Genomic DNA, 12,363 nt, shown 5'->3' on the forward strand with positions numbered 1-12,363 from the left:
CGCGCGGCTCCTCCGATAACTCTCCCGCTCCGATACCGTTCGTGCGGATGGCATGACAGTTGCTTTGAACGTCCCCGCGCGCTGAGCCACCGTCAACGGCGGCCAGCATCGGCATGGGCGATCAACGGAGAGGCAAATTGAAACTAATAAGTGCGGTCATCAAGCCATTCAAGCTTGATGAGGCTCGTGAAGCCTTGTCATCGCTTGGCGTCTCTGGAATCACGGTAACGGAGGTCAAGGGCTTTGGGCGTCAGAAGGGCCATACGGAGATGTATCGGGGCGCGGAGTACGTCGTCGATTTCCTGCCGAAAGTGAAGATCGAGGTCGCCGTGCCGGATGACATCGTCGATCAGGCTATCGAAGCGATCGAGCGTGCGGCGCGCACTGGAAAGATTGGTGACGGCAAGATCTTCGTCACACCGATCGAGCAGGTGATCCGGATCCGCACCGGCGAGACCGGCGCCGACGCCCTATAAAGACACAGGACAAGAGGAAAGAGAGATGCGCAAACTGTTGATGACTTTGTTGATGGCGGGCTCGTTGCTCGCGGGCGGGCTGAGCCCCGCATTCGCGCAAGACGCGTCGGCACCCGCGGCCGCCTCCGTGCCGGTCGCGCAAGCGTCCGCGGCTCCCGCGGCGGATGCCGCTGCATCGGCGCCGGCCGCGCCGACCGCACCGTTCTCGGTCGATTCGTCGAAGATCAACTCCGGCGACACCGCGTGGATGCTGACTTCCACCGCGCTGGTGCTGTTCATGACGATCCCGGGCCTCGCACTGTTCTACGGCGGCATGGTCCGCAAGAAGAATGTGCTCGCGACGCTGATGCAAAGCTTCGCGATCACCTGTCTGGTGACGATCGTCTGGACCGTGGTCGGCTACAGCCTCGCGTTCACGCCGGGCAACTCGTTCATCGGCGGCTTCTCGCGCGTGTTCATGACGGGCATGAACTACATCAAGGGCGACAAGGCCACGACGCTGACCGTCAGCCATCTCGCGCCGACGATCCCCGAGACGGTCTACTTCGTCTACCAGATGACTTTCGCGATCATCACGCCGGCGCTGATCACCGGTGCGTTCGCGGACCGCATGAAGTTCTCGGCGATGCTGGTGTTCATGACGCTGTGGTCGATCATCGTCTACTCGCCGATCGCGCACATGGTGTGGGAACCGAGCGGCTGGCTGGCTACCGCGGGCATCCTCGACTTCGCGGGCGGCACGGTGGTGCACATCAACGCGGGTATCGCGGGTCTGGTCTGCTGTCTGGTGCTCGGCAAGCGCGTCGGCTACGGCAAGGAGTCGATGGCGCCGCACAACCTGACGCTGACGCTGATCGGTGGCGCGATGCTGTGGGTCGGCTGGTTCGGCTTCAACGCGGGTTCGGCGGTAGCGGCGGACGGCCGTGCCGGCTTCGCGATGTTCGCGACACAGGTGGCGACCGCCGCGGCGGCGCTCGCATGGATGTTCGCCGAATGGGCGGCCAAGGGTAAGCCGTCGGTGCTCGGTATCGTGTCGGGCGCGGTCGCGGGTCTGGTGGCGGTGACGCCGGCGTCGGGCTTCGTCGGCACGGTAGGCGCGCTGGTGATCGGCATCGTCGCGGGCGTGGTCTGCTTCTGGTCGGCCACGTGGCTCAAGCACAAGCTCGGCTATGACGATTCGCTCGACGCGTTCGGCGTGCACTGCGTGGGCGGGATCATCGGCGCGATTCTGACGGGCGTGTTCGCGGTCAAGGACATCGGTGGCGCTGACGGTGACGTGCTGCTGCAACTCAAGGGTGTCGCGACGACGCTGATCTACAGCGGGGTGGTTTCGTTCGTCCTTCTCAAGGTAATCGACGCAGTGATGGGCTTGCGCGTTGCCGAAGAAGAAGAGCGCGAAGGACTGGACCTGGTGCTGCACGGCGAGGCGGTCGAATAACGGTTGCGCCGCGAATGGAGTGGGTGCGACGGTCACGGTCGGTCGTGGCCTGGCGCTGACAGCGCTCAGGCCACGACCGAAGCCGGGGCCAACTTCGTACTTGAGGGCATGCGGGTGTCTGCCCCGGGTGTCTGCCCCCGTAGGCGCCCGTATTGCCGAAGTTCGGCCAGACGAGCAAGGAGGTCTTAGCGGCTTCGAGCAACCGGATTTCCGCCAGCCAATGAAAAAGGATAATCAGCAGCATATTGCGGTACTGGTTGTTCTCATATCCCAAATCGCCTTTCTGGCAATGTTCGCATTCGCTGAGCATGTCGTCAGGCATAACAAATGGATCGCCGCAGGATTTGGATTCGATCTTTTATTCGGGCTGATTCTGTCGGTCGGTTTTGTCGGGACCTGGCGCGCGCGCGCTATCGATTCAGATTTTCTCGGCCTTCTTCTGGCCAATCCGGTCGAACTGGCTGTCGTTATTGCAACTGCCGGTCAGTTGGTGGCCATTCTCCTTGTTTAAGGCGATCGGAAAGTACGCGTCGCAACATACGCTCAGCTATCGGCATGGCTCGCGATAAAACTCGCGAACGCGTTATACGGAAGCGCAAGCGCCGTGCCGTTGATCATCAGGCCGTAGGTGGAGTCCCCGCTATCGAGCTCGTAATACATCGCCGATTGGATGTTCTTCGTCTTTCTCGCCTGATAGTAAGTGAGCAGACGCGAGCTGATGTAGTTGGCCCGGTATGCCTCGCTCTTCTCCGGCCCCGTGTTCCATTCCGAGATCACGAAGGGGACGCCATAGCGGGCCTTGCAATAAGTGGGCAAATCGAAGCCCGGGCCGGACCCGTCGGTGCCGATGTCGAAGATGTCGCCGTACACCTCGTAGTTGTGCCACGTAGTCAGGTCCCACCTCACGGTCGGATGGCCGCTCGTGCCATCGGGCTGCTTGCCATCCCACAGAGCGTCGGACGCGCCGATATCAGCAACACAAAAGTTGACGCCGCATTTAGCATCCGCCTGCACCGACTTCACGCCGTCGATCATGCCGCGCATCGCACCGCGCATCAGCGGCCAGTTCGTATTGTTGAAGTCGACGACGCTCGTTCCCGCGCTGGTGGAGTCGAGAATGATCCCGTTCGCGCGCGTCAGTTCGTTACCGCATTCATACATGGTCACGCCGTGGGGTTGCAATGCCGACGCGACAGTCACCGCGCAATTGAAGCCCCGCGTATAGGCCGCCGCTTCACTCGTGAACAGGTTGCCGTTGCCGTCGTAGATGCCGACGTCGATCAGCACGAAAAGAGTCAAGCCCGCCGGCTGGAATGCTTGCGCCAACGCCAGGACCATGGCGAGTTGCGGTGCGTAGTCCGTACAGCTGAGCCGGTACGTCGAGCAGCCGAGGGCTTGCATGATCGATACGATCTGTGACGTCGAATACAGGTAATCGTAATGCCCGTTGATACCGTGAAACGAGCCGGCTGGCGCCGCGGTCGCGATGCGCGGATCGCTGCACGGCAACCATTGATCCGCATCGCCGCATACATAGAACTGACCGCCGGTCGATTGTGCCCAGAACTTGCCGCCGTACCACAGCAGCAGCGCCGCATTCGACATCGTGCCGACGGCATTGCGATTGCGATACACGACGCCGTTCACGACGGTCCATATCGAGCCGGCCTTGTCGATCAGATACGTCGCGGGCGGGATCATGGCGCCGTCGGCGGAGGTGCCGCCCAAACGCGGGTCATTGCACGCAAACCATGTCGTCCCATTCCATCCGTAAAACTGACCGCCGGTTCCCTCGTGATAGACCGCGCTCCCGTACCAGAGGATCAACGAAACGTTGTAGGTGTCGCCCGCTGCGACTCCGTTCCTGTAGACAGACCCGCCGACCAGGGTCCACGACGCGTTCTGACTGTCGATGATTACCGTCGCCGGCGGGATCGTCGTGTTCTGTGGCGAAGCGTTCGAAGCGTTGCCGGGCGACCCCGAGTTCGGGTCTGATGCTGAGCCGGAGCTGTCGCCCGAGCTCGCGCCGGACGTGTCGGCGCGTCCCGTTCCACTTGATGGAGCCGGCGACGAGCCGTTCGCCACCGTGGTCGCGCTACCCGTCGAGGGCGCAATACTCGCGGTGGTCGTGCCCGTCGTGCCCGTCGAGGCCGCGATTCCGGAGCTTGCCGTGCCGGTAGAGGGTGATGCCGCGGTGCCCGACGGACTCGCGGAATTGCCCGTGGAAGAACCGCCGGCATCCGGCGTACCACTACTACCACCACCACCGCCGCACGCGCTCAATGCGACAGTTCCGCCGAGCGCGGTAAGACAGCCAAGAAATTGACGTCGTCCAATCATGACAATAGCGCGGGCTGCCGCGAGGCGGCCCACGAGAAAATCTGGAGAGAGAGGGGGAGTCCTGCGGGTCGCGAGTGCGTCGCGTGAGCCGTTCAGGACATGCGATGTGCGGTAGTGGATGGTCTTTGGTTGCGACCGATCACTGAGTCCGGCAAGTCATGCCTGTCTGTCGGCACAAATTGCGCGTGGGAGCAGGGTGGGGCGGAAATAAAATCTTTTCGCTCGCGATGGACGAACTGCGGAAAGATTTCACTCGCTGGATGCGGGCGTGGGAATCGGGCGAGGTGTCGGCAGCGGCGGGCTTGGACCCCCGCCGCCTTTCGCGGCGCCTATGCGCGATGCGGCCCGACGATGCCCAGCCGCGCGATGCGCCGGTACAGCGTCGCGCGCGATATGCCCAACGCCTGCGCGGCGGCGTTAGGCCGCCACTGGCAACGCGTGAGCGCCGCGACGATCCGTGCCCGCTCGTCGTCGGCGCTGGCCGGCGACGTGGAGGCCGCCGCGAGAGCCGGCGTCGCGGCGGGCGCGAGTTGCGCGGCAAAGTCTGGCGACACATGCCGCAACTCGACGCGAGCCGAATCGCAGACCGCGCACGCATAGCGCAGCACGTTGCGCAACTGCCGGATATTGCCAGGCCACGAGAAGGCGGCAAGGCGCTCGGCGAATTGCGGATCGAGCATCAGCACATGGCTGGCCGCCTGTGCTTCCTCGTTGAACACCGTATCGATCACATCGCGGATGTCGGCGCGCTCGCGCAGCGGCGGTATCCGCAGCGTCGCGCCGCTCAGTCGATAGTAAAGATCCTCGCGGAACGATCCGGCATCGACCATCTGCATCAGATCCCGGTGCGTTGCGCAGATCACGTCGATATCGACGCGCACTGGCGTATCGCCGCCGAGCGGCACCACTTCGCCCTCGGCGAGCACGCGCAGCAGGCGGGTTTGCAGGCTGAGCGGCATGTCGCCGATTTCATCGAGAAACAGCGTGCCGCCATGCGCGAGCGCGATCTTGCCGCGCGCGCCGCGACTGCGCGCGCCGGTGAACGCGCCAGGCGCATAACCGAACAGCTCGCTCTCGATCAGCGGCTCCGGAATCGCGCCGCAATTCACGGCGACGAACGGCCGCGTGCGCCGCGAGCCCGAGTCGTGCACCGCGTGCGCGAACACCTCCTTGCCGACACCGGTTTCGCCGAGGAGCAGAACCGGCAGCCGCTTGCCGGCAATCCGCAAGGCGACTTCGGCGTTGCGCGCGATCCGTTCGTCCGAGCTGTGCAGAAAGCGGCTCATTGCGCCGATGCTGCCATCGGCGTGCACATCGCCCGGCCGTGTCGTGACGAGCGGGCGGGCCGCGCGTCTCATCGGCGCGCGAATGCGCGCATACAGCATCGCGCCGGTCGCGCGCAGCCTCAGCGCCACGATCATGTCGGTGCGCGCGACGTCGTGCAGACGGACCTCGGACGTATCGAATATTTCGTCGATGTGGCGCGGACCGTCGAGGCCCGCGATGCTCTCATGCGCCTTGCGGTTCGCGGCGGCGATGTTGCCGCATTCGTCGAAGGCGATCAGCGCTTCGGGTTGCGCTTCGACGAAATGGCGGCTTTGATGGCCGAACAGCACCCAGTGCTGCGCGGTCTGGTTCAGGAAGTAGCCGTCCTCGATCAAACTCGCGCTTTGCCGCACCAGTTGAAAAACCAGCCCCTGGCTGTCGCGGTTGTCGGGCGATCGGATCGCCGAGGCATCGAGCACGCCGATCAATTCGCCGGTCGGCGCGAAGATCGGCGAAGCGCTGCACGTGAGCGTCGTGAACGCGGCCCGGAAGTGATCGGTCTTGTGCACGGTGATCGGCGCGAGATCGGTGAGCACGTTCGCGATGCCGCATGTGCCTTCTTCGCGCTCGGACCAGCATGAGCCGATATGCAGCCCCGCATGCTTGAAATCGTTGCGCCGGTCGCGGTCGATCCGATAGTCGATCGTGACGCCGTGCGCATCGGACAGCATCACGCAATAGTCGGCGACGCGAATCATTTCGTGCAGCCGCGTCAGGCACTGGCCCGATGCGCGCAGAAAGGCTTCCTCCTTGCCCTGGACTTCACGCAGCTCGGCGGACGACAGCACGCGCGGGCCGATCACGGAGCTGGGGTCGAGCCGGTACTGCTCGTACGAGCGCTGCCACGACGACACGAGGCGCGGCGAATTCGCTGGCGCGGGCAAGCGTCCTTCGATGGCCCCGCGTACGCGATCGACGTGCTGCGTTTGAGAAACATAGGGCATGGCCGGCTCCAGGCGAGCGACACCGAGTAGGGCGAGTCCCTGTCTTGTAGCACATCCGCCACGAGCAATCACATTGCGGCGCAGCACCCGAGGCGCGTGAGACGAACGTCTCAGAGGCTGGCGAGACGCTGGTCGCATCGCGCAAACCCTTGTCTGGCGCGGTGCCGCTCAAGCGCCGCGGCGTGTGTCGAGCCTCGCGCCTCGTCGCGAAGCGCGCTCGTGAGACACAGTGAACTGCGCGGCGCAGGTCCGATGAAAGCGGCCGTGAACGCGGGCCCCGCGTCTGCCCTTTGAATACAACGCTTCCAGCCCGTGCGCACGGCGCGCAAGCAACTGGCCCGACCTTTGCAGTATCGCAGGCAGACGAAAGCAAACGCGACAGCAAGCGCGCTTCACCCCAGCAAGTCCGCTTCGCAACTCGCGCACCGGAGACAAGCCAGTGTTATCGCCCATCACCGTCGGCGTGATCGCGAACCCGGCATCGGGCCGTGATATTCGACGCCTCACTACACACGCTTCGGTGTTTCCGACCGCCGAGAAAGCGAACATGGTCGTGCGCCTTCTCGCGGGCCTCGGCATGTTCGGCGTCGCTCGCGTGCTGACCTTGCGCGACCGCACCGGGGTCGCCGCCTTGGTGCTGCGTGCGCTCGAAACCCATGCAGCCGTGGCCGAGCCGCAGCCCTGGCCGAAGGTCGAATTCCTCGAACTGCCGATCACGGACAGCGCGGCGGACACTCACGCGGGTGTCGCGCGAATGGTCGGCTTGGGTGTCGACTTGATCGCGGTGCTCGGCGGCGACGGCACGCATCGCGCGGTAGCCGCGCATTGCGGCGACGTGCCGCTGCTGACGCTGTCGACGGGCACCAACAACGCGTTTCCAGAACTGCGCGAAGCGACGGTGGCGGGCCTCGCGGGCGCGCTCGCCGCTTCCGGGCTCGTGCCGCCCGAGGTCGCGCTGACGCGCAACAAGCGTCTCGTGGTCCGCTGCGTCGCGGGCCCGAACAAGGGGCGGGAGGAAATCGCGCTGGTCGATGTGTGCGTGAGCCGGCAGCGGTTCGTCGGCGCGCGGGCGGTCTGCGAGCCGGCGGATCTCGAAGCGCTGTTTCTGACGTTCGCGGCGCCGGATGGCATCGGCCTGTCGTCGATCGGCGGCGCGTGGGCGCCGGTCGAGCGCGGCGCGCCCTACGGGCTGCATCTGACGTTCGCGCGTGCGGGCGAATCCGGCGTGCCGATCTTCGCGCCGCTCGCGCCGGGCCGTGTCGATCAGGTGACGATGCGCACCTGCGAGCGTTTCGAAGCCGGTTGCTGGACGCCGCTGCATACCGAACGAGGGACGCTCGCCTTCGACGGCGAGCGCGAGATCGAGCTCGAACGCGACGACCGCTACGAGATCGCGCTCGACTGGGCGGGACCGCTCACGGTCGATGTCGGCCGCACGCTGCGCTTTTGCGCGTCGCGGCAGTTGATGCGCGAAGCGGCGGCGCGTCGGAGCTAATCAACTCAGGAGGAAGCCAACGCTGGAAGCAAAGCCGGCTGAAGTAGCAGTGACCATCGAGATCATTCCCAGGAGACACACCATGTCTGTTTCGACGCAGTTGAGCAAGGAAAAGCTGCTGGAAGCGTACCGGATGATGCGCACGATCCGCGAGTTCGAGGAGCGTCTGCACGTCGAATTCGCGACCGGCGAGATACCCGGCTTCGTGCATCTGTATGCCGGCGAGGAGGCGTCGGCGGTCGGCACGATGATGCATCTTAACGATGCGGACTATGTCGCGACCACGCACCGTGGTCATGGCCACTGCATCGCGAAGGGTGTGGACGTGCGCGGCATGATGGCCGAAATCTACGGCCGCAGCACCGGCGTGTGCCGTGGCAAAGGCGGCTCGATGCATATCGCCGATCTGTCGAAAGGGATGCTCGGCGCCAATGGGATCGTCGGCGCGGGCGGTCCGCTCGTGTGCGGCGCCGCACTCGCCGCGAAGCTAAAGAAGACCGGCGGCGTCGGCGTGTGCTTCTTCGGCGACGGGGCGTCGAACCAGGGCGTGATCTTCGAATCGATGAATCTCGCTTCCGTCTGGCGCCTGCCGGCGATTTTCGTTGCGGAGAACAACGGCTATGCGGAGGCGACCTCGTCGACATGGTCGGTCGCGGCCGACAACATCGCCGACCGCGCGAGCGGCTTTGGCATGCCCGGCGTGATCGTCGACGGCTTCGATTTCTTCGCGGTGCACGAGGCGCTGGGCGCCGCGATCGAGCGGGCGCGCGGCGGCGGTGGCCCGACGCTCGTCGAAATGAAGTTGTCGCGCTATTTCGGGCACTTCGAAGGCGATGCGCAAACGTATCGCGCGCCCGGCGAAGTGCAGAAGCTGCGCGACGAAAAAGACTGCCTGAAGCGCTTCGAGGAGCGCGTGGTGCGGGCCGAAATGCTCAGCGCCGACGAACTGCGCGGCATCGATGCGACGGTGAAGCAGTTGATCGACGGCGCAGTGACGGAAGCGAAGGCCGCGCCTCTGCCGACGGCTGCCGACCTGCTGACCGACGTCTACGTGTCCTATCCGTAATCCACAGCGCGAATCAATCAACCTTCAGCTTTGCATGGGATCGCAGTAAGAGCTTTGCATGGGACTGGAGTAGGCGCTGAAGCGCCAACACCAGTCGACAGCTAAAGCGCTAACTCCGATCGACAGGAGACAGTCATGGCACGGAAGATCACGTATTCTCAGGCGATCAACGAAGCGCTGAGCCAGGAGATGGCGCGCGATGAAACCGTCATCGTGATGGGCGAGGACAACGCGGGCGGCGCCGGGTCCCCAGGCGAGCAGGATGCCTGGGGCGGTGTGCTCGGTGTGACGAAAGGGCTTTTTCACAAATATCCGGGGCGGGTGCTCGACACGCCGCTATCGGAAGGCGGGTTCATTGGCGCGGCGGTCGGCGCGGCCGCATGCGGTCTGCGTCCGGTGGCCGAGCTGATGTTCATCGATTTCATGGGCGTGTGCTTCGACCAGATCTTCAATCAGGCCGCCAAGTTTCGCTATATGTTCGGCGGCAAGGCAGTGACGCCTGTCGTGATTCGCACGATGCAGGGCGCTGGCCTGCGCGCGGCCGCGCAGCACTCGCAGATGCTGACGTCGTTGTTCACCCACATACCCGGCCTGAAGGTGGTGTGCCCGTCGACGCCGTACGACGCGAAGGGTTTGCTGATCCAGGCGATCCGCGACAACGATCCGGTCATCTTCTGCGAGCACAAGCTGCTGTATGGCCGCGACGGCGACGTGCCGGAAGAGTCGTATGCGATTCCGTTCGGTGAAGCGAACGTGGTGCGCGAAGGCGACGACGCGACGATCGTCACGTATGGCCGGATGGTTCATCACGCGACCGATGCCGCCGAAACGCTCGCGAAAGAGGGCATCCAGGCCGAGGTGATCGATTTGCGCACGACCTCGCCGCTCGACGAGGAAACGATATTGGAAAGCGCTGAGCGCACCGGACGCGTCGTCGTGGTCGACGAGTCGAATCCGCGCTGCTCGATTGCGACCGATATCGCCGCGCTGGTCGCGCAGCGCGCGTTCCATTCGCTGAAGGCGCCGATCGAACTCGTGACCGCGCCGCATACGCCCGCGCCTTTCGCAGGCGTGCTCGAAGACATGTATATCCCGTCGGCGGAGAACATCGCCGCGGCCGTGCGGAAAGTAAGGAGCTGAGCAATGCCGATTCACATGATCACGATGCCCAAGTGGGGGCTGTCGATGGAGCAGGGGCAGGTCAACGGCTGGCTGAAGGAGGTCGGCGAAAAAGTCGCGAAGGGCGACGAGATACTCGACGTCGAGACCGACAAGATATCGTCGGGCGTCGAGTGCGCTTTCGACGGCACATTGCGCCGGCAGATCGCGCAGCAGGGCGACACGCTGCCGATCGGCGCGCTGCTCGGCGTGGTCGCGGACGCCGAGACCTCCGATGCCGACATCGATGCAGCCGTCGAGGCGTTCCAGCGCGACTTCGTGCCGGCCACCGCGGATGCCGCGGACGCGGGGCCGCAGCCGGAAAAAGCGCAGATCGGCGGGCGCACCGTGCGTTACCTGAAGATCGGCGACGGCGGCACGCCCGCTGTGCTGATCCACGGCTTCGGCGGCGATCTGAACAACTGGCTCTTCAACCATGCGGATCTCGCCGCGCACCGCGCGGTGTGGGCGCTGGATTTGCCAGGGCACGGCGAGTCGGGCAAGGCGGTCGACACGGGCAGCCTCGACGAACTGGCGGACAGTGTGATCGCGTTTCTCGATGACCGGGGCATCGAGCGCGCGCATCTGGTCGGCCATTCGATGGGCAGCGCCGTGTCGATGACGGTCGCCGCGAAGGCTCCCGAACGCGTCGCGTCGCTGGCCTTGATCGCGGGCGCGGGGCTCGGCGACGAGATCAACCGCGAGTACATCGAAGGCTTCGTCGCGGGCAGCAGCCGCAACACGCTGAAGCCGCATCTGGTGAAGCTGTTCGCCGACGGGTCGCTGGTCACGCGGCAACTGGTCGAAGACATCGTCAAGTACAAGCGGCTCGAAGGCGTGAACGACGCGTTGCGCAAGATTGCCGCGTCCGCGTTCGAAGGCGGGGTGCAAAGCCGCGTCTATCGCGACCGGCTCGACACGCTCGCGCCGCGCACGCTGGTGATCTGGGGGGCGCAGGACCAGATCATTCCGGCCGCGCACGCACAGGGGCTGCCCGCTCAGGTGCGCGTGCACGTAATCGACGGCAAGGGGCACATGGTGCAGATGGAGGCTGCATCGGACGTGAACCGCCTGCTCAACGAGTTCTTCGGATAACCGCGATGGACGCCGCTTCTCATACCGACAGCGTCACGGCGCTTGGCCAGCATGGCAAGCGCAATCGCGACAAGCTCGCCCGCATTCCGGTGAAGATCGTGCCGGCGGACCATGCGGCCGTCTTGCCGAAGCCGCCCTGGCTGCATGCTCGGCCGATGATGAGCGAAACCGTCGCGGGCATGGCGGCGGTTCTGCGCGAGCACAAGTTGCATTCGGTCTGCGAGGAGGCGATGTGTCCGAACATCGGCGAGTGCTTCGCGCAGCGCACCGCGACATTCATGATCATGGGAGGGATCTGCACGCGGCGCTGCGCGTTCTGCGACGTCGCGCATGGCCGGCCGCAAGCGCTCGACGAGGACGAGCCCGCGCGGCTCGCCGACGCCGTCGCGGCGCTGGGGCTGCGCTACGCGGTGATTACATCGGTGGACCGCGACGATCTGCGCGACGGCGGCGCCGCGCACTTCGCGCGCTGTATCGCGCTGGTGCGCGAGCGCGTGCCGGGCATTCGCGTCGAAATCCTGACGCCGGATTTTCGCGGGCGCATCGGGCGCGCGCTCGATGCGCTGTCCGGGGCGTGGCCCGACGTCTTCAACCACAACATCGAGACGGTGCCGTCGCTGTATCGGGCGGCGCGGGCAGGCGCGGACTATCGCGGCTCGCTCGAATTGCTGTCGCGAGCGAAACGCCAGAACGCGGCGGCGTTGACCAAATCCGGCCTGATGGTCGGCCTCGGCGAGACCGACAGCGAACTGCTCGCCACGATGCGCGATCTGCGCGACCACGACGTCGACGTACTGACGATCGGTCAGTATCTCGCGCCGTCGCGGTATCACATGCCGGTGCGGCGATATGTGCCGCCCGCGACTTTCGACATGCTGCGCGATGAAGGTTTGAAGATGGGGTTCGTCGAAGTAGTGGCGGGGCCGCTCGTGCGCTCGTCGTATCACGCGGATCGGACGCCGCAAGGCCACGCCCCAATCCCGTGAATACCTCCCCGTAACATCGGCTTTTCGACCGATTGGCCG

General features: G+C 65.0%; 10 protein-coding genes. 8 read left to right on the forward strand and 2 right to left on the reverse strand.

Features of this window, described 5'->3' with window-relative positions; all coding sequences use genetic code 11:
• Positions 1-137: 137 nt before the first annotated feature.
• From G5S42_RS38105 to G5S42_RS38115, 3 genes are all read left to right on the forward strand, one after another.
• On the forward strand, positions 138-476 hold the full coding sequence (locus tag G5S42_RS38105) for a P-II family nitrogen regulator (RefSeq protein WP_013094289.1): 339 nt from the start codon (positions 138-140) through the stop codon (positions 474-476).
• A gap of 25 nt (positions 477-501) precedes the next feature.
• Positions 502-1,914, forward strand: a complete 1,413-nt coding sequence (locus G5S42_RS38110; RefSeq protein WP_176111851.1) for an ammonium transporter — start codon at positions 502-504, stop codon at positions 1,912-1,914.
• 220 nt (positions 1,915-2,134) lie between these two features.
• The gene (locus G5S42_RS38115; protein WP_176111852.1) at positions 2,135-2,425 is read left to right on the forward strand and encodes a hypothetical protein; all 291 of its coding nucleotides are present in this window, start codon (positions 2,135-2,137) and stop codon (positions 2,423-2,425) included.
• Positions 2,426-2,457: 32 nt separating this feature from the next.
• On the opposite strand, the gene G5S42_RS38120 is transcribed toward G5S42_RS38115, so the two are convergent.
• Positions 2,458-4,254 (reverse strand): hypothetical protein, encoded by a 1,797-nt coding sequence (locus G5S42_RS38120; protein ID WP_176111853.1) that lies wholly within the window; start codon positions 4,252-4,254, stop codon positions 2,458-2,460.
• Between the two features lie 329 nt (positions 4,255-4,583).
• A complete protein-coding gene (locus G5S42_RS38125; RefSeq protein ID WP_176111854.1) occupies positions 4,584-6,524 on the reverse strand; it encodes a sigma-54-dependent Fis family transcriptional regulator in 1,941 nt (646 codons plus the stop codon).
• 439 nt (positions 6,525-6,963) lie between these two features.
• On the opposite strand from G5S42_RS38125, the gene G5S42_RS38130 reads away from it, so the two are divergent.
• The 5 genes from G5S42_RS38130 to lipA all read left to right on the forward strand — a co-directional run bounded on the left by G5S42_RS38130 (position 6,964) and on the right by lipA (position 12,324).
• Positions 6,964-8,019, forward strand: a complete 1,056-nt coding sequence (locus G5S42_RS38130) for an ATP-NAD kinase family protein (protein WP_176111855.1) — start codon at positions 6,964-6,966, stop codon at positions 8,017-8,019.
• Positions 8,020-8,101: 82 nt separating this feature from the next.
• Entirely contained in the window at positions 8,102-9,085 is a 984-nt protein-coding gene (locus G5S42_RS38135; protein WP_176111856.1) for a thiamine pyrophosphate-dependent dehydrogenase E1 component subunit alpha, read from the forward strand.
• 135 nt (positions 9,086-9,220) lie between these two features.
• Positions 9,221-10,225 (forward strand): alpha-ketoacid dehydrogenase subunit beta, encoded by a 1,005-nt coding sequence (locus tag G5S42_RS38140; protein WP_176111857.1) that lies wholly within the window; start codon positions 9,221-9,223, stop codon positions 10,223-10,225.
• 3 nt (positions 10,226-10,228) lie between these two features.
• Positions 10,229-11,338 (forward strand): acetoin dehydrogenase dihydrolipoyllysine-residue acetyltransferase subunit, encoded by a 1,110-nt coding sequence (locus tag G5S42_RS38145; protein WP_176111858.1) that lies wholly within the window; start codon positions 10,229-10,231, stop codon positions 11,336-11,338.
• A gap of 5 nt (positions 11,339-11,343) precedes the next feature.
• Positions 11,344-12,324, forward strand: coding sequence for a lipoyl synthase (lipA, locus tag G5S42_RS38150; protein WP_176111859.1), 981 nt, complete (start codon positions 11,344-11,346; stop codon positions 12,322-12,324).
• Positions 12,325-12,363: the final 39 nt, after the last annotated feature.

Origin of the sequence: Paraburkholderia youngii, assembly GCF_013366925.1 — a bacterium.
Taxonomy (GTDB): domain Bacteria; phylum Pseudomonadota; class Gammaproteobacteria; order Burkholderiales; family Burkholderiaceae; genus Paraburkholderia; species Paraburkholderia youngii.